Here is an 18,106-nt window from a genome sequence, read left to right as displayed (position 1 = left end):
CGCGCTCAGAGCTCGCGACGCATGCGCTCGACGGTGGGCGCGAGCTCGGGACGCCAGTTCCCGCCGTCCCCGGCGACGAGGAAGGTGTCCACCCCCAGCTCCCGGTAGGCGGCGAGGGTCTTCATGACCCTGTCCTCGGTGCCGACCAGGGCAGCGGCGTTGCCCAGCCCGTGCAGGGCGGCGACGATGCCCATCCAGAGGCAGTCGTCGTGCTCCTCCCCCGCGCGGGCGACCGCGAGCTGGCGGTTGCGGCCGGCGTCCTGGGCGTGGTCGCGGTCGGTGACACCGGCGCCCTTGGCGAGGTACTTCTGGTAGGCCGGGTCGGCCTTGGCGGTCGCCCAGGCCTGCTCGTCGGTGTCGGCGACGTAGAGCCGCAGGCTCAGGCTGATCCGGGGGCGCGGACGCCCGAAGGACGCCGCCTTCTCCTCGATCGCCTGGATGCGCTGGCCGACCTCGGCCAGCGGCTCGCCCCACAGCATGTAGACGTCGGCCCGGGCAGCGCCGAACGTCAGCGCTGCGTCGCTGGCCCCACCCATGTGCACCCGGATCTGCGGGTCGTGCATCTCGTTGGGGCGGACGTCCTCGACCTTGTAGAACTCGCCCTCGTGCGACCAGGGCTCGGTGGCCGTCCAGGTGCGGCGCAGCAGGTCGACGTACTCGTCGGCTCGGCGGTAGCGGTCGTCGTGGCCGAGGTAGTCGCCCTCGCGGTACTGGTCCCCCGGCGCCCCGCCGTTGATCACGTGCACGTCCACCCGCCCGCCGGACACCAGGCTCATGGTGGCCAGCTCACGTGCCGCCACCGTCGGCTGCACGACGCCCGGGCGGTGCGCGATGAGCACGTTGAGCTGGTCGGAGTGGGTCAGGGCGGTGGAGCCCAGGACGATGCCGTCGGGACCGAAGCTGTGGTAGCCGATCAGCACCCGGTCCAGTCCGGCCACCTCGTCGACGCTGCGTTGGACGTCGGCCAGCGTGGGGCCGTGTTCGGTCGGGGTGAGGTAGCTGTAGACCTCGAGGGGACGGGGAGAAGACATCGGTGGCTCCTTGTTGTTGGCTGACAAACACATGGACGAGCGACGACGCGACCCGGCGGGGCGCACCCCACCGTGCCGGTTCAGAGGAAGGGCAGACCGCCGTCGTCGAGGGCGGTGCTCGAGCTGTAGAGCTGCACCCGGAAGTCCCGGGCGTTGGTCATCTGGCGCTGCGAGGCCTCGCGGGCACGGTCGGCGTCCCGGGCCTCGACCGCCTCGACCAGCTCCACGGACTCGGCCAGGAACACCCGCCACCGCTCCGGGTAGTGCAGCGTGGTCGAGGCCAGGCCCAGCACGCGCCGGTGAACGCCCTCCAGGGTCTCCAGCAGCGTCTGGTTGTGGCTGGCCGCCCAGATGCCGAAGTGGAACGCGTGCGCCAGCCGGGGTCGACCGTCGGTGTCCTCGTCGTCCAGGGCCTGCATCTCCCCGACCGACCGACGCAGCCGGGCCAGGTCCAGGTCGGTCCGACGCAGGGCCGCAGCGTGCGCGGCGGCTGCCTCGAGCGCGATCCGGACCTCGTAGATCTCCAGCACGTCCTCGGGCCGGAGCACCCGGACGCGCATGCCCCGCTCGTGCCGTTCGATGAGCCCCTCGTGACCGAGCCGGCTCAGCGCCTCCCGGACCGGGGTGCGGCTGACGCCGTACTCACGGGCGAGGGTGCCCTCCACCAGTACCGACCCGGGGGCCAGCTGACCGTCCACGATCTGGGCGTGCAACCGGTCGTACAGGGTGGCGTCCTCGGCCACCGTGCTCTTCTCCGACACCGGGACCTCCCCCTGGGCGTACCTCACGGACGTCGTCGTCCCCGTCGGAGGAGGATCCCACCCGCGAACCGCCGCCGTGCCCGCCGGGGGCGTCACGGTGCGATCCCCAGGAACGCCTCGACCACCCTCGGGTCGTCGGCCACCTGCTCGACCGGACCGGTCAGGGTGATCGAGCCCTGGTCGAGCACGTAGGCCCGACTGGCCACCCCGAACGCCGCCGCGGCGTTCTGCTCGACCATGAGGATCGACAGTCCCTGGGCGGCGATGTCCCGGATGGCCTCGACCACCTGGTCGACCAGCGCCGGGGACAACCCCATGGACGGCTCGTCGAGCATGAGCGTGGTCGGGTCGGCCATCAGGGCGCGACCGAAGGCGAGCATCTGCTGCTCCCCGCCGCTGAGCAGCCCGGCCGCGCCCTTCCGCCGGTCGGCCAGCACCGGGAACATGGTCAGCACCCGGTCCAGCAGCTCGGCCGTGCGCGCCTTGGACCGCACCCCGTAGGCACCCTGCAGGAGGTTGTCCTCGACGCTGAGCGGACCGAAGACGTGCCGACCCTCGGGCACCTGGACCAACCCGGACCGGGCGATCCGGTGTGCCTGCTGACCGGTGACGTCCACACCGCCGGCCAGCACCCGCCCGGCGGTCAGCGGGACCAGGCCGCTCACCGCGTTGAGCAGGGAGCTCTTTCCCGCCCCGTTGGGGCCGACGACGACCACCACCTCGCCGTCCTCCACCCGCAGGTCGACGCCCCGGACGGCGTGCACCGCCCCGTGGTGGACGTCAGCACCGACGATCTCCAGGGCGGTCACGCCGCACTCCCCAGGTAGGCCTGGCGCACCTCGGGCAGCGCCGCGGTGGCGGCCGGTTCCCCCTGGGCGAGCAGCCGCCCGAAGTTCAGCACCACCAGGTGGTCGCTGAGGGCCAGCAGCAACCGCAGGTCGTGCTCGATCACGAGCATGCTCAGCCCGTCGGAGTTGAGGTCGGTGAGCACGGCGGCGATCTCCTCCCGTTCGGCGCGGTTCATGCCCGCGACCGGTTCGTCGAGCAAGAGCAGCCGCGGTCCGGTGGCCAGCGCGCGTGCGATCTCCACCCGTCGCTGGGTCCCGTACGGCAGCGCCGACGGCGCCTCGTCGCGGACGTCGAGCAGGTCCAGGCGCTCCAGGGCCGCATCGCACGCAGCGTCGGAGGGCAACTTCTCCCCCCGGCCGACGCGCCAGCGGCGACGGCTCCCGTCCTGTTCGGCGGCCAGCCGGACGTTGTCCCGCACGCTGAGCTCGGGGATCAGCCGGATGCCCTGGAAGGTGCGCACCAGGCCCTTCCGTCGCAGCACGTGCGGACGCACCGTGGACACGTCCTCGCCGTCGAAGGTGATCCGGCCCGACGTGAGGTCCGCGGTGCGGGTGACGGCGTTGACGGTGGTGCTCTTGCCCGAGCCGTTGGGCCCCACCATGCCGACCAGCTGGCCGGACTCCACCGCGAAGCTGACCCCGTCCACGGCCTTGACACCGCCGAAGTGCACCCGGACGTCGTCCAGTTCCAGCCGGCTCATCGGGTGACCTCCTCGGTCGTGGCAGGGCTGGGCGCGGGGGACGTGGCTGCGGCCGGGGGCTTCCTGCGGCGCACCCGGCGCGAGGCCCAGGAGAACAACCCGGCCAGCCCGTCGGGGCGGTAGACCACGACGACGAGCACGACCACCGCCTGCAGGATCAGGTTCCAGGAGCCGGCCGCGGACAGGTAGATCGGCAGTGCCGCCACCAGCACCCCGCCCAGCAGCGGACCCACCCAGTGCAGGGCGCCGCCCACGACGAGCACCGTCAGGGAGGAGACGACGACGCCGAAGCTGATGTCGGTGGGACCGAAGACCCCGAAGCTCGAGGTCTGCACGAACCCGGCCGTCCCGGCGATCACCGCGCTGGCCACGAACGCCCGCGCCTGGGTGGCCCGGACGTCGACCCCGACCGAGGCCGAGAGCACCTCGTCGTGCCGGAGCGCGGCGATCGACCGGCCGGCCGCCGAGCGCTGGGTCAGCCAGACCAGCACCACGACCCCGATGACCAGGGTGAACATCTCCCCCTGGAGCAGCACCCGGGGGATCCCGAACAGCCCCTGGGCGCCACCGGTGTAGGTCGGCCAGGACTGGGCCAGGGACTGCACGAAGAGCGTGAGCGCCAGGGTGGCCATGGCCAGGTAGAGGTAGCGGAGCCGGGTGAGCACCGGGGTGACCAGCACCGCGACGACCGCGGTGGCCACGAGGACGGCCAGCAGCACCAGGTAGCGGTGCAGACCGTCCTCCAGCAGGTTCGCCGTCAGGTAGCCACTGACGGCGTAGAAGCCGACGGTCGCGAAGGAGAACACCCCGGACCGCAGCGCCACGTGGACGCTGTACCCGAGCAGGGTGAGCACGGAGATGCTGCGCAGCAGCGGCGCGTTGGCCGCCAGGAACTCGGTCATGCGCGCTGCCACCCCCGCCCGGCGATGCCCTGCGGGCGGACGAGCAGGAAGGCGATGATCAGTCCGAAGACGACGACGTCGCGCAGGTCGGAGACCCAGTAGGCGACGACGGCGGTCTCGATGACGGCGAGGGCGACCGCGGCCAGGACCGTGGCCCCGATGCTGCCGACCCCGGCGATGATGATCACCGCGAAGGCCTTGAACAAGAGCGACTCCCCCATGGTGGCGTCGACGGCGTTGACCTGGACGGCGAGCAGCACGCCGGCCAGACCGGCCACCGCTCCCGTGGCGGTGATGGTGAGGGCGGAGAGCCGGTCGACCGAGACGCCGGTGAGCTTGGCGGTGTCCCGGTCGAAGGACAGCGCCCGCAGCGCGCGGCCCTGTCGGCTGCGGGTCAGGAACCAGGCGATGCCGGCCGAGGCGAGCACGGCGACCGCGATGATCACCAGCTGGATGTCGGTGACCTGGACCCCGGCGATGCGGAAGGTCTGCACGCTGAACAGCCCTTCGGGCAGGCCGCGGGGCTGCCCGCCGGTGAGCTGCTCGGCGGCGGCCACCAGGAGGGCGGCCGTGGCCACGGTCGCGATGACGGTGGTGAGCGTGCGTTGGTGCTCGTCGACCGCGCGCTGACGGATGGGCCGGAAGACGAGCAGCTCCATCAGCAGGGCGATCAGCCCGCACACCACGACCGCCGCCGGCAGGACCAGGAAGAAGGAGACGCCGGGAAAGGAGTCGGTCATCAGCCACGCGGTGAGCGCGCCGACCATGAAGATCGCCCCGTGCGCCAGGTTCAGCACGTTGAGACCGGCCCAGGCGATGCTCAGGCCCATCGCGAAGAGGGCGTAGATGGCACCCAGCGAGAGGGCGTTGACCAGGTTCTGGGCCACGTCAGACCACCCCGCCGAACGCGGGGTGGTCCGACGTCACGCCGGAGAGGTCACTCACCGGTGTCCTGACCGGGGGCCAGGGTCTCGCGGCCGTCCATCCACTCGATGACGACGCCGGGGGTGCGGGCGTCACGGTTCTCGAAGGTCACGGTCTCGGCCTGGGCGGCACCGGTCAGCCCGCCGTCGGCGGCCACCTGGGCCAGGCCCTCGACGATGCCGGCGCGGGAGGCGTCACCGGAGGCGGCCACCGCCTCCTGGATCAGCCGGAACGCGTCGAAGGTCTCGGCGTGGAAGGTGTTGGGCTGCACGTCCTCCGCGGCCTCGTAGTCGCTGACGAACTGCCGGCCCGACTCGTACCCGAGCTCGTCGGACCCCACGAAGGAGGAGTAGTAGAGGATGCCGTCGGCCTCGTCGCCCTCCAGCGCCGAGAGCGCACCGGCACCCAGGCTGGTGCCACCGCCGATGGTGCCGGTGAAGCCGGCGCGGCGGAGCTGGGTGATCAGGGCGATGTTCTGTGCCCCGATCGCCTGGGTCTGGATGTGGTCGGGGTTGCCCGCCAGCAGGCGTGAGGCGACGGTCGTCAGGTCGGTCTCCGAGGAGGTGCTGGACACCGAGTCGAGGATCTCGATGCCGGCGTTGCCGAAGGCCTCCGGGGCGACCTCGGTGGCCAGGGTGACCGACGGGGCGTTGTCGGTCACGTAGAAGACCGACGCCGTCTGCACGTCCTTCTCCTCGGCCAGGTAGTCGGCGTAGTTCTGGTAGAAGTTCTGCTGCGGCGGGGTGATCCGCCAGATCGCGTCGCCGGTCTCCACGACGCCGTCCGCCGCGGCCTGGATGTTGATCATCGGGAGCCCCGCGTCCTGGGCCAGCGGCGCGATCGTCAGCGCCTCCTCGGACAGGACGCCGAACACCACGGCGTCGACGTCACCACGCACGGCGTCGTTCATCAACGTGGACGCCCGGGCCGGGTCCGAGGTGGTGTCCTGGACGGTCAGCTCCAGGTCGCGCCCGTCGATGCCCCCGTTCTCGTTGACGTAGGACTCGGCGAAGTCCGCAGCCTGCTCGATGGCCTCACCGAAGAACGCCGCCTTGCCGGTGATGTCGGCGAGCACGAGCACCTGCACCGCACCGCCGTCGTCCTCGGCGCTGGTCGTGGTCTCCCCGGTCGTGCAGGCGGAGACGGTCAGCAGGGCGGTGGAGGCGAGGGCGACGGCGGCGCCCGCCCGTGACCTCCGGGCAGATCTCGTGGTGGTGCGGTCCATGGCGGTGCCTCTCGCGTCGTTGCGGGGGAAGGGCGCCTGACCCCGGGCTGCGCCTCGGGCAGGTGCTGGCTGCGGACCGTACAGGTGACCGGCGCCACTGTCGACCATGGTCGACCGCCGTATCCAATCCGAGATCCGAGCCCGGTCGGCACCGTGTCGACCATGGTCGACCGACGTCGACGGTGTGTAACGTGCACCACGTCCCTCGACGAGGAGGGCTGTCTGGAGGCGCACCGTGGACGTGCAGGACGACGTGCAGGACCTCGACCAGGACGCGACGGACACAGCACGGGACCCCGTCGACGTGCTCGTCGTGGGCGCCGGTTTCGCCGGTCTCTACGCGCTGCACCGCCTCCGCGGGTCCGGTCTCACCGTCCGGGTCCTCGACGCCCCGGAAGCCCCCGGAGGTACGTGGGCGGCCAACCGCTACCCCGGTGCCCGCTGCGACGTACAGAGCTTCGACTACTCCTTCTCCTTCGACGAGGCACTGCAGCAGGAGTGGAGCTGGAGCGAGCGGTACGCAGCCCAGGGCGAGATCCTGGACTACCTGCGGCACGTCGTGGACCGCTTCGACCTGGCCCGGGACATCGAGAGCTCGACCCGGGTGCTCAGCGCCGTCTTCGACCAGGCGGCCGACCAGTGGGTGCTCACCACCGACCGGGGCGAGACCCACCGCAGCCGCTTCGTGGTCATGGCCACCGGGTGCCTGTCGGTACCCCGGCCCCCGGACATCCCGGGCCTGGACACCTTCCGGGGCCGGTGGGTGCACACCGCCGACTGGCCGCGCGAGGGCCTGGACCTGACCGGTCTGCGGGTCGGCCTCGTCGGCACCGGTTCCAGCGGCGTCCAGTTCGCCACCGCCACCGCCGGCGTCGCCGGGGAGCTCGTGGTCTTCCAGCGCAGCCCCAACTACGTGCTGCCGGCCCAGAACCGCCCGATGGACCCGGAGTTCGAACGGGAGCTGAAGGCCCGGTACGCCGAGCACCGGGCTCTGGCCAAGCAGACCACCCGCGGCTACCCCGTCCCCGCCTACGCCGGCCAGAAGCCCGCGTTGGCGACCCCGGCGGAGGAGCGCCAGGAGGTCTTCGAGGCCATCTGGGAGCACGGCGGCCCGGTGCTCACCAGCGTCTTCACCGACCTGACCGTGGACGAGGCCGCCAACGAGACGGCCGCCGAGTTCGTCCGGCAGAAGATCCGCGCCATCGTCACCGACCCGGTCACCGCCGAGCTGCTGTGCCCCTACGACCACCCGCTCGGCACCCGCCGACCCGTGCTGGACACCGGCTACTACCCGATCTTCAACCGGGACGACGTGACCCTGGTCGACGTCCGCACCGCCCCGATCACCGAGATCACCCCGGCCGGGGTGCGCACCACGGACGCCGAGTACGAGCTCGACGTGATCGTGTTCGCCACCGGCTACGACGCGATGACCGGCGCCCTCCTGGCCATGGACGTCCGCGGAGTGGACGGGGTGTCGCTGCGCGAGGAGTGGGCCGACGGCCCGGCCGCCTACCTCGGGGTGGCGATGGCCGGCTTCCCCAACCTCTTCACGGTCACGGGCCCGGGCAGCCCCTCCGTGCTGACGAACATGGTCGCCTCCATCGAGCAGCACGTGGAGTGGATCTCCGACCTCGTCGAGCACGCCCACGCCACCGGGACGCGACGGGTCGAGGCCGAGCCGGCGGACCAGACGCGCTGGGTGCAGCACGTCCTGGACAGGGCCGAGGCCACCCTGCTGCCCAAGGCCAACTCGTGGTGGATCGGGGCGAACGTGCCCGGCAAGCCCCGCGTCTTCATGCCCTACGTCGGCGGTTACGCCCCCTACGGCCAGGTGCTGGCCGAGGTGTCCCGCGACGGCTACACCGGCTTCAGCCTCACCCGCTGACCGACTCCAGACCCCCAGACCGAGACAGAGGAGCACCCACCCCATGCAGACCCGCGGCGCAGTCATCCGGCAGGCCCCCGGCGAGTACGAGGTCGTCGACCTCGAGCTGGAGGACCCCCGGCCCGGGGAGATACAGGTCGAGCTGGCCGCCTCCGGCCTGTGCCACTCCGACGACCACATGGCCACCGGCGACCTCACCGCCGGCATCTACCCGTTCGCCGGCGGGCACGAGGGCGCCGGCGTCGTCACCGCCGTCGGGCTCAACACCCGTGGGTTCCGCGAGGGCGACCACGTGGTGCTCGCCGTCCCCGGCTGCGGGCACTGCACCTGGTGCGCCAGCGGACGGCAGAACCTCTGCCAGTACGGGCAGTACACGTTGGCCGGGCACCGCTTCGACGACCCGTCCAGCTTCCGGCTCAGCCTGGACGGGCAGCCGGTGGGCCAGATGTGCGGCATCTCCACCTTCGTCGCCACCACCACCGTCGACGTGATGTCGGCGGTGAAGATCGACCCGAGCATCCCGCTGGACGTGGCCAGCCTGGTCGGCTGCGGCGTGGCCACCGGGTGGGGGTCTGCGGTCATCTCCGCCGGGGTCTCCCCCGGCGACACGGTGATCGTGATGGGGATCGGCGGGATCGGCATCAACGCGGTGCAGGGTGCCGCCCACGCCGGGGCGATGAACGTCATCGCCGTCGACCCGGTGGGGTTCAAGCTGGAGACGGCGCAGGCGATGGGCGCCACGCACGCCGTGTCGAGCATCGAGGAGGCAGCCGACCTGGCCCGGTCGATGACCGACGGGCAGGGCGCCGACTCGGCGATCGTCACCGTCGGTGTCACCGCCGGGGACCACGTCGCCGCTGCGTTCGCCGGGGTGCGCAAGGACGGCACCGTGGTGGTGACCGGCCTCGGCGACCACGGCGCCGTCGGGGTCCCGATCCCGTTGTCGGAGCTGACGCTGTTCCAGAAGAAGCTGGTCGGCTCGCTGTTCGGTGCCTCCTCCCCCGGGGTGAGCATCCCCAAGCTGCTGGGGCTCTACCAGGCCGGTGCGCTCCAGCTCGACGAGCTGATCACCACCCGCTACTCCCTGGACGACGTCGCCCAGGGCTACCGGGACATGCACGCCGGCACCAACATCCGCGGCCTCATCGACTACACCGCGACCCGGGCGTGACCGCTCCCGCCCCGGTGGACGACGGCCCCGTCGTCGACGCCTTCCTGCACACGCCCTGGCTGGGCGGGGAGGACCCGGCGCACCCGCGCGGGGACACCGTCGACTGGCACGGCGACCGCCGGCTGGCCAGGGTCATGCACACCTTCGCCCACACCGACCCCGACGGCCGACCGGTCGAGCGGGTCGGCCTCGAGGACCTGCTGGCCACGATGGACGCTGCCGGGACCACCAGGGCGATCCTGCCGGCCAAGGTCTACTACGCGGCCTCCGAGGACGGCGTCCGCGCCGTGCACGCCGAGATCGGCGCCCTGACCGCGGCGTCGGGTGGCCGGCTGAAGGGCGTGGCGACGCTCATCCCGCCGGAGCTGGGCCCCGGCACCTACTGGGACGTCATGCGCAACGTCCGGCTGGTGCAGGACGCGCACCGTGAGCACGGGGTCGTCGGGGTGCACCTCACGCCGTCCCCATGGGGGATGCCGCCGAACCACAAGTGGTTCTGGCCGGTCTTCGCGGCTTGCGTCGAGCTGGGCCTGGCGGTGTTCGTGCACGTCGGGGCACCAGGCCCGCTGTGGCCGATGAGCCACCACGACCCCGCCCACCTCGACGAGATCGCCCTGGCCTTCCCCGACCTGGTCATCGTGGCGCACCACATCGGCGACCCGTGGACCGAGACGTCGGTGCGGCTGGCAGCGCGGCACCCCCACTTCTACATCTGCACGTCGGCCTGGTCGCCCAAGCGCTGGCCCGCCCCGCTGCTGGAGTTCATCCGCGGCGGCTGGCACGGCACGGCGGGCGCCGACAAGGTGCTCTACGCCTCCGACCACCCGCTGCTGGACATGGCGCGGGCCACCCGCGACGCCCGTGCACTCGACGTCGGGGCCGACCAGCTCCGGCGGGTGCTCCACGACAACTCACGGCAGCTGTTCTGGCCGGACCAGGAGGTGTGAGGTGACCGCTCCCATGGAGGGCATCACCGTGCTGGACCTGACCCGCAACCTCGCGGGCCCCTACGCCACGATGGTCCTGGGCGACCTCGGCGCCCGGATCATCAAGGTCGAACGCCCCGGCACCGGTGACGACACCCGGCACTGGACGCCCCCCACCTGGGGAGAGCACAGCGCGTTGTTCCTGGCCAACAACCGGAACAAGGAGAGCCTCACCGCCGACATCGACACCGAGGCCGGTGTCCGGGTGCTGCTGGAGCTCGCCAAGCACGTGGACGTCGTCGTGGAGTCCAACCGCAGCGGCGCACTGGACCGGCGCGGGCTGGGCTTCGAGGCGGTCAAGGCGGTCAACCCACGGATCGTCTACTGCTCGATCAGCGGGTTCGGCAGCCGTGGACCCGACCGCGACCGCCCCGGCTACGACACGATCGTGCAGGCCGCCTCGGGCGTCATGAGCATCAACGGCGACCCGGCCGGCATCCCCTCCCGGGTCGGCCCCTCGATCGTCGACCAGGGCACCGGCATGTGGGCCGCCCTGGGGGTGCTCGCGGCGCTGCGGTCGCGGGACGCCGACGGCACCGCCCAGCTGGTGGAGACCAGCCTGCTGGAGACCGGGGTCGCCTGGATGGGCTACCAGGCCTCCAACTACTTCGCCAGCGGCGTCGTCCCCCGGCCGCACGGGTCCAAGCACGGGCAGATGGCGCCCTACGAGGGCTTCCTGACGAAGTCCGGGCACTTCTTCCTCGCCGCGCTCAACGACAGCCTGTTCCGCCGGCTGTGCGTGGCGCTCGAGCTGCCCGAGCTGCTCGAGGACCCCGACTACACGACCAACGCCGACCGGGTCGCCCACCGGGACGCCCTGCACGACGTGCTGCAGGGCGTGCTGCTGACCCGCGAGGCCCAGGAGTGGGAGGACCTGCTGCGTGCGGCGGGGTTGCCGTGCTCCCAGGTGCGCACGGTCGACGAGGTGGTCGCCGACCCGCACGTGCAGGCGCTCGGGCTCGTCCGGGACTGGCCGAAGGACGACGTCCCCGACTTCCGGCTGGTCGACCACCCGATCTCCTACAACGGCGTCCGGTCCTTCCGGCAGGACCCGCCACCGGACCTCGGGGAGCACTCCGCCCGGATCCTCACCGACCTCGGCCTGGACGCCGAGGGCCGCCCGTTGACCGATGGGACACGACAGTGACTCTCACGCTGGACCAGACCACCTCGCGCTTCCCCATCGACGGCCGGTCCCGGCAGATGTTCATCGACGGGGCCTGGGTCGACGCCGTGTCCGGGCAGACCATGCCGACCCTGGACCCGGCCACCGGACAGGAGCTCGCCCAGGTGCCCCGCTCCGGCGCTGCGGACGTCGACCTCGCGGTCGCGGCCGCCCGCCGGGCCTTCACCGGACCGTGGCGGCGCTGGACCCCGGCCCAGCGCCAGCTGCTGCTCCTGCGGATCGCGGACCTGTTCGAGACCCACTGGGACGAGTTGTCGGGCTCGGACACCCTGGACATGGGCAAGCCGCTGTCCCGCAGCCGCGCCGACAAGGGCCGGGTCACCGGGATGCTCCGCTTCTACGCGGGACTGGCCACCACGTTGGACGGCAAGACGATCGACAACTCGCTGCCGGGTGAGTACTTCTCCTACACCCGCCGTGAGCCGGTCGGCGTCGTCGGCGCGATCATCCCGTGGAACGCCCCGACCGCCGCCTCGGTCTGGAAGATCGGCCCGGCGCTGGCCACCGGATGCACGATCGTGCTCAAGCCGTCGGAGGAAGCTCCCCTCACCCCGCTGCTCATCGCCGACCTCATGGCCGAGGCCGGTGTGCCCGACGGGGTCGTCAACGTCGTCACGGGCACCGGGGTCGAGGCAGGCGCACCGCTGGCCGAGCACCCCGGCGTGGACAAGGTCGTCTTCACCGGCTCGACCGCCACCGGGCAGAGCATCATCCGGGCCTCGGCCGGCAACCTGAAGCGGGTCTCGCTGGAGCTGGGCGGCAAGTCCCCGCTGATCGTCTGCGCCGACGCCGACCTCGACGCCACGGTGCCCACCGTCGGGCTCTCCGCGTTCGCGAACTCGGGGCAGATCTGCATCGCCGGTTCACGGTTGCTGGTGGAGCGCTCGATCCACGACGAGTTCGTGGAGCGCCTCGGCGACTACGCCCGGGCGCTGACCGTCGGCGCCGGCTCGGACCCGGCCACCGAGATCGGCCCACTGGTGTCGGCCCGCCAGCTGGAGCGGGTCTGCGGGTTCCTGGACTCCGGCCGATCGGAGGGCGCGCGCGTGGTCGCCGGCGGCGAGCGGCTCACCACCGGCGACCTGGCCGCGGGCAACTTCGTGGCACCGACGGTCTTCGCCGACGTCGAGGACTCCATGACGATCGCCCGCGAGGAGATCTTCGGCCCGGTCATCTCGGCGATGCCCTTCGACACCCTCGACGAGGCCGTCGAGCGGGCCAACGCCACGCCGTACGGACTCGCCGCCGGCGTCTTCACCCGCGACGTCGGCCGTGCCCACCACCTCGCGCACCGGCTGGACGCCGGGACGGTCTGGGTGAACACCTACCACGCACTCGACCCGGCAGTGCCCTTCGGCGGCTTCAAGATGAGCGGCTACGGCAAGGAGGGCGGCGTGGAGCACCTGGACGAGTACCTGGGCACCAAGACCGTCTGGCTCAAGCTCGACTGACCCGGCCCCGACCGACCCACCGGAGGACCTCGTGACCCTGCACCCGTTCGTCGCCGCCCTGCTGGAGCGCCAGCGCGCCGCCGGGGCCCCCGGGCTCTCGGCCGGCTCACCCGAGGACGCCCGGGCCCTCGTCGCGGCCGGGCGGGCCGGGCTGGGCGAGGGCCCGGACCTGCTCGAGCGCCGGGAGGTCACCGTCCCCACCCGGTCGGGGTCGGTGCGGTCGCTGCTGCTGGTGCCGCACGGTGGGGTCACCGGCGTGCTGGTCTACGTGCACGGCGGCGGGTGGGTGGTCGGTGAGCCCGAGGACTTCGAGACCCTCGGTCGCGAACTGGCCTCGCGGACCGGGTGCGCGGTGCTGCTGCCGGACTACCGGCTGGCCCCCGAGCACCCCTTCCCGGCCGGCCTCGAGGACGTCGAGGACGTGCTCGCCCACGTGCAGTCCGCCCGCGTCGACCTGGTCGGGGCCGACCTGCCGTGGGTCGCCGCCGGGGACAGCGCCGGCGCGAACCTGCTCACCGTCGCGCTTCGCCGGCACCCGGAGCTGGAGTGCCGACTGCAGGTCCTGGTCTACCCGGTGACCGACACCGACACCGACGGGCCCACGTACGGCGAGTTCGGCACCGGGCTGCCGCTCACCCGGGCCGACATGCGGTGGTTCCTGGACCACTACCTGGGCCAGGACGACGCTCTCCGCCGCTCCCCCGACGTCGCACCGCTGCGCGCGACCGACCTCGCGGGCCTGCCGCCTGCCCTGGTGCTGACCGCCGAGCACGACGTGCTCCGTGGGGAGGGTGAGGCCTACGCGGCCGCCCTGTCAGCAGCGGGGGTGCCCACCGTGGTCGAGCGCAGCCCCGGGGTCGCGCACGGGTTCCTGCGGATGCACAACCTGTTCGACGTCGCGCACGGTGCCGTGGTCCGGATCGCCGCAGCTGTCGGGGACGTCGTCCCCCGACCCGACCACTCCACCACTCCCCCGCCGGCCGACACCTGACCGGTCGGCTCGGCGCACCCCTGACCAGCACCACCCGCACGGCGAGGACGAGGAGGTCCCGAGGTGTCCGATCAGCCCGATCTGTCCGCTCAGTTCCGTGAGGTGATGGCCGGGGTCGCGACCCCGGTGTCGGTGGTGACCGCGGTGTCGGCCGACGGCGTCCCGCACGGGACGACGGTCTCGGCCTTCGCCTCGTTGTCGATGGACCCGCCGATGGTGCTGGTGTCCCTGGACCGGGGGTCGGACCTGCTGGCCCTGGTCCGGGACACCGGCCGGTTCGGGGTCAACGTGCTGGGCTCCACCCAGTCGGCGCTGGCGCTGTCCTTCGCCCGCAAGGGCACCGACAAGTTCGCCAGCGTCGACTGGGTGCCCGACCAGGGCCTGCCCCGGTTGCCCGGGGCGCCGGGCTGGCTGGCCTGCGAGGTGGCCTCCCTGGTCGAGGGCGGGGACCACGTCGTGGCACTGGGCACCGTGCTGGCCGCGGACACCGCCGACGGTGCGCCGCTGACCTACCACTCGAGGGTGTTCGGCACCCACGCCGCCCTGGAGGCCACGGCATGACCCGCAGGACACCCACCGAGGCCGTGCAGACCGCCGTCGCGGCGATCGCCGCCGGCGGCATGGTGATCGTCGTCGACGACGAGGACCGGGAGAACGAGGGCGACCTCATCCTCGCCGCCGAACTGTGCACGGTCGAGCAGATGGCGTTCCTCGTCCGGCACACCACCGGCATCGTCTGCGCCCCCATGCCCGCCAGCCGGGCTGCGGAGCTGCAGCTGCCGCTGATGGTCACCGACAACACCGACGCCCACGGCACCGCGTTCACGATCACCGTCGACGCGTTGGACACCTCCACCGGTGTCTCGGCCGCCGACCGCGCCACCACCGTCCAGGCCCTGGCCTCGGCGGCCACCACACCGGCGCAGTTGCGTCGTCCCGGGCACGTGTTCCCGCTCATCGCCCGCGCCGGCGGGGTGCTGGTCCGGGCCGGGCACACCGAGGCCGCCGTCGACCTCACCACCATGGCCGGCCTGAGCGGGGTCGGGGTGATCGGGGAGATCGTCGACGAGGACGGCTCCATGCGCGCCGGTGCCTCCCTCACCGCCTTCGCCGCCGAACACGGCCTGCCCGTGCTGGCGATCGCCGACCTCGTCCGGCACCGCCGGGCCACCGAACGCCTCGTCGAGGTCGTCGGCACCTCCGCCATGCCGACGGAGTTCGGGACTTCCGGGCCACCGCGTACCGCAACACCCTCGACGGCACCGAACACCTCGCCCTGGTCATGGGCGACCTCGCCGCAGCCTCCCGGACCTCCGAAGGCGCCTTGGTGCGGGTGCACTCGGAGTGCCTGACCGGGGACATCCTCGGGTCGCTGCGTTGTGACTGCGGCGGGCAGCTCGAGCAGGCCCTGGCCGCGATCGCCGCCGAGGGCGCCGGGGCGGTGGTCTACCTGCGTGGGCACGAGGGACGCGGCATCGGGCTGGGGCACAAGATCCGCGCCTACGCCCTGCAGGAGCAGGGCCTGGACACCGTGGACGCCAACACCGCCCAGGGACTCCCCGTCGACAGCCGCTCCTACGGCGTCGGCGCCCAGATCCTCGGCGACCTCGGCGCCACCCGCATCCGGCTGATCACCAACAACCCCGCCAAGTACGGCGGCCTGGACGGCTACGGCCTCACCATCACCGGCCGGGTCGCCCTCCCCACCGTGGAGACCGCGCACAACGTGCGGTACCTGCGCACCAAGCGGGAGCGGATGGGCCACGCGATCGACCCCGCGCACCGGGCCGCCCTCGCACTGGAGCGACCCGTCGGAGGCACCTGACCTCCCCCTTGACAGCCGGTGTGACGCAGGACACGGTCGCCCGGTGGACGGTCGTCGACGACCGTCGTCTGCGCCTCGGCGCACCCAGCACGTCACCCGGCAACGACAGCGCAGTCGAGCGAAGGGACCACCTGATGAACACCGCAGAAGGCCACATGAAGTTCGGGATGTTCATGGCACCCATGCACAACTCGGTGCAGAACCCGACCCTGGCGCTCCAGCGCGACCTGGAGCTCATCCAGCGGCTGGACCAGCTCGGCTACGACGAGGTGTGGATCGGCGAGCACCACTCCGCCGGCTCCGAGCTGGTGGCCTCCCCGGAGGTCTTCATCGCCGCCGCCGCCGAACGCACCAAGCACATCAAGCTCGGCACCGGAGTGGTCTCCCTGCCCTACCACCACCCGCTCTGGGTGGCCGATCGCGCGATGCTGCTGGACCACCTCACCCGCGGCCGGTTCATGCTCGGGGTCGGTCCCGGGTCGCTGCCGACGGACTCCGCCATGATCGGCATCGAGCCCGCCGTCCTCCGGCCGCGCCTGGAGGAGGGGCTCGAGGCAGTGCTGCACCTGCTCAGCAGCGATGAGCCGCTGACCATGGAGACCGACTGGTTCACGCTCAAGGACGCCGTGCTGCAGCTGCGCCCGTACACCCGGCCACGGATCGAGATGGCCGTCCCCGGTGTCGTCTCCCCCACCGGGGCCAAGCTGGCCGGCAAGCACGGCATCGGCCTGCTGACCATCGGCGCCGCCGCCGGCGAGGGCATCGACACCTTCGCCCAGCACTGGAACATCGTGGAGGAGCAGGCGGAGGAGCACGGCCAGGTCGCCGACCGCGCCACCTGGCGGGTCATGACGATCGTCCACCTCGCCGCCACCGAGGAGCAGGCCCGCAAGGACGTCGCCTTCGGCATCGCCGACTTCTTCCGTTACTTCCAGCACGTGGCCGCGTTCCCGCAGTTCGCCGTCCAGGGCGAGAACGTCGACGAGATGATCGACTTCGTCAACGACAACGGTCTGGGTGTCATCGGCACGCCGGAGATGTTCGTCGAGCTCATGCAGAAGTGGCAGGACCAGTCCGGGGGCTTCGGCACCTGCATGCTGCTGCACCACGAGTTCGCCGACCCGGACGCCACCCTCCGGTCCCACCAGCTCCTGGCCCGGCTGGTCATGCCCGAGTTCCAGGGGCAGGCAGCATCGCTGCGCGCAGCCAAGGAGCGAGCCAGCCGCAGCCGGGAGGGCCTGGTGACCAAGAGCCAGGCGGCCGTCGACGCGATGACCGAGAAGTACGCCGCCGACCGCGCCGGTCGGGCCTGACCGGCATGGGCCTGCTCGAGGGCAAGGTCGCGTTCATCACCGGGGCCGCCCGCGGACAGGGGAGGAACCACGCCGTCCGGCTGGCGTCCGAGGGAGCCGACATCATCGCCGTGGACGTCTGCGCCCCGGTGGAGACGGTCGCCTACGACACGGCCACCGAGGCTGACCTCGCCGAGACGGTGCGGCAGGTCGAGGCCCTCGACCGGCGCATCGTCGCCTCGACCGCCGACATCCGGGATCTCGCGGCCCTGCGGTCGGCCGTCGACGCCGGGGTGGCCGAGCTCGGCCGGTTGGACATCGTGCTGGTCAACGCGGGCATCTTCAGCTCGAGCCGGTTGCTGGAGATGGAGGACGACACCTGGTCGACGATGATCGACGTCAACCTGTCCGGTGCCTGGCGCACCATCCGGGCGGCGGCCCCGCACGTCGTGGCCGGCGGGCGGGGCGGCTCGATCGTGATCATCAGCTCGCTGGCTGCGCTGACCGCGAACGAGAACATGGCCCACTACTCGGCCGCCAAGGCCGGCCTGGTGGGGCTGATGAAGGTCGCGGCCAAGGAGCTGGCGGCCGACCGGATCCGGGTGAACAGCGTGCACCCGACCACGGTCGCGACCGACATGATCCTCAACGACGCCTTCTACCAGCTCTTCCGACCCGACCTGGAGAAGCCGACACGGGAGGACTTCGAGGTGGCCGGCGTGACCCTCAACGCGCTCCCGGTCGCCGCGATCGAGTCCGACGACGTCACCGAGGCGATCGTCTACCTGGTGGCCGACAGCGGCCGGTACGTCACCGGCACCACGCTGGTGGTGGATGCGGGGGCGTCACTGTGACGGGCCGCTGGTGAACTGAGGAGCACCGGGTGCAGGGGCGCCCCTCTCGGGGGACGCCCCTGCCAACCTG

Annotated in this window: 16 protein-coding genes and 1 pseudogene; 10 read left to right on the top strand and 7 right to left on the bottom strand. The window is 72.1% G+C overall.

All coding sequences use genetic code 11. The annotated features are described in order from the left end of the window. Positions 1–5 precede the first annotated feature (5 nt). The 7 genes from F1C76_20120 to F1C76_20090 are packed head-to-tail and all read right to left on the bottom strand — an operon-like array spanning position 6 to position 6,500. Positions 6–1,064 (bottom strand): LLM class flavin-dependent oxidoreductase, encoded by a 1,059-nt coding sequence (locus tag F1C76_20120; protein QNG38545.1) that lies wholly within the window; start codon positions 1,062–1,064, stop codon positions 6–8. A 47-nt stretch (positions 1,065–1,111) separates the two neighbouring features. Then, entirely contained in the window at positions 1,112–1,888 is a 777-nt protein-coding gene (locus F1C76_20115; protein ID QNG38544.1) for a GntR family transcriptional regulator, read from the bottom strand. Beyond that, positions 1,885–2,601 (bottom strand): ABC transporter ATP-binding protein, encoded by a 717-nt coding sequence (locus F1C76_20110; GenBank protein ID QNG38543.1) that lies wholly within the window; start codon positions 2,599–2,601, stop codon positions 1,885–1,887. Before F1C76_20110 ends, F1C76_20115 begins: the two co-directional genes overlap by 4 nt. Next, positions 2,598–3,341, bottom strand: a complete 744-nt coding sequence (locus F1C76_20105) for an ABC transporter ATP-binding protein (GenBank protein QNG38542.1) — start codon at positions 3,339–3,341, stop codon at positions 2,598–2,600. The genes F1C76_20110 and F1C76_20105 overlap by 4 nt, the downstream gene beginning before the upstream one ends. Further along, a complete protein-coding gene (locus F1C76_20100; protein ID QNG38541.1) occupies positions 3,338–4,243 on the bottom strand; it encodes a branched-chain amino acid ABC transporter permease in 906 nt (301 codons plus the stop codon). Before F1C76_20100 ends, F1C76_20105 begins: the two co-directional genes overlap by 4 nt. Continuing rightward, the gene (locus tag F1C76_20095; protein QNG38540.1) at positions 4,240–5,130 is read right to left on the bottom strand and encodes a branched-chain amino acid ABC transporter permease; all 891 of its coding nucleotides are present in this window, start codon (positions 5,128–5,130) and stop codon (positions 4,240–4,242) included. Before F1C76_20095 ends, F1C76_20100 begins: the two co-directional genes overlap by 4 nt. A gap of 50 nt (positions 5,131–5,180) precedes the next feature. Further along, positions 5,181–6,500 carry an amino acid ABC transporter substrate-binding protein gene (locus tag F1C76_20090; GenBank protein QNG38539.1) on the bottom strand — a complete coding sequence of 440 codons (1,320 nt, stop codon included), beginning with the start codon at positions 6,498–6,500 and terminating at the stop codon, positions 5,181–5,183. Between the two features lie 145 nt (positions 6,501–6,645). Between F1C76_20090 and F1C76_20085 the strand changes: the two genes are divergently transcribed. From F1C76_20085 to F1C76_20040, 10 genes and pseudogenes are all read left to right on the top strand, one after another. Next, the gene (locus tag F1C76_20085; GenBank protein ID QNG39417.1) at positions 6,646–8,280 is read left to right on the top strand and encodes an NAD(P)/FAD-dependent oxidoreductase; all 1,635 of its coding nucleotides are present in this window, start codon (positions 6,646–6,648) and stop codon (positions 8,278–8,280) included. Positions 8,281–8,323: 43 nt separating this feature from the next. Further along, positions 8,324–9,451: an NDMA-dependent alcohol dehydrogenase gene (locus F1C76_20080; GenBank protein QNG38538.1), complete on the top strand. Its 1,128-nt coding sequence runs from the start codon at positions 8,324–8,326 to the stop codon at positions 9,449–9,451. Next, positions 9,448–10,398 (top strand): amidohydrolase family protein, encoded by a 951-nt coding sequence (locus F1C76_20075; protein QNG38537.1) that lies wholly within the window; start codon positions 9,448–9,450, stop codon positions 10,396–10,398. The genes F1C76_20080 and F1C76_20075 overlap by 4 nt, the downstream gene beginning before the upstream one ends. A gap of 1 nt (position 10,399) precedes the next feature. Further along, positions 10,400–11,584 carry a CoA transferase gene (locus tag F1C76_20070; protein QNG38536.1) on the top strand — a complete coding sequence of 395 codons (1,185 nt, stop codon included), beginning with the start codon at positions 10,400–10,402 and terminating at the stop codon, positions 11,582–11,584. 56 nt (positions 11,585–11,640) lie between these two features. Further along, on the top strand, positions 11,641–13,074 hold the full coding sequence (locus F1C76_20065; protein QNG39416.1) for an aldehyde dehydrogenase family protein: 1,434 nt from the start codon (positions 11,641–11,643) through the stop codon (positions 13,072–13,074). 31 nt (positions 13,075–13,105) lie between these two features. Continuing rightward, positions 13,106–14,065 carry an alpha/beta hydrolase gene (locus tag F1C76_20060; GenBank protein ID QNG38535.1) on the top strand — a complete coding sequence of 320 codons (960 nt, stop codon included), beginning with the start codon at positions 13,106–13,108 and terminating at the stop codon, positions 14,063–14,065. A gap of 105 nt (positions 14,066–14,170) precedes the next feature. Continuing rightward, complete coding sequence (locus F1C76_20055) at positions 14,171–14,626, top strand: flavin reductase family protein (GenBank protein QNG38534.1); 456 nt, start codon at positions 14,171–14,173, stop codon at positions 14,624–14,626. Further along, positions 14,623–15,890 (top strand): annotated as a pseudogene (locus F1C76_20050) (bifunctional 3,4-dihydroxy-2-butanone-4-phosphate synthase/GTP cyclohydrolase II). Before F1C76_20055 ends, F1C76_20050 begins: the two are co-directional and overlap by 4 nt. 134 nt (positions 15,891–16,024) lie before the next feature. Continuing rightward, positions 16,025–17,203, top strand: a complete 1,179-nt coding sequence (locus F1C76_20045; protein QNG38533.1) for an LLM class flavin-dependent oxidoreductase — start codon at positions 16,025–16,027, stop codon at positions 17,201–17,203. A 5-nt stretch (positions 17,204–17,208) separates the two neighbouring features. After that, positions 17,209–18,036: a mycofactocin-coupled SDR family oxidoreductase gene (locus tag F1C76_20040; protein ID QNG38532.1), complete on the top strand. Its 828-nt coding sequence runs from the start codon at positions 17,209–17,211 to the stop codon at positions 18,034–18,036. Positions 18,037–18,106 lie beyond the last annotated feature (70 nt).

This window comes from Geodermatophilaceae bacterium NBWT11 (assembly GCA_014218215.1).
Taxonomy (GTDB): Bacteria; Actinomycetota; Actinomycetes; order Mycobacteriales; family Geodermatophilaceae; genus Klenkia.
Note: the sequence above shows the minus strand (reverse complement) of the source record. Positions and strands in the feature narration are given on the sequence as shown.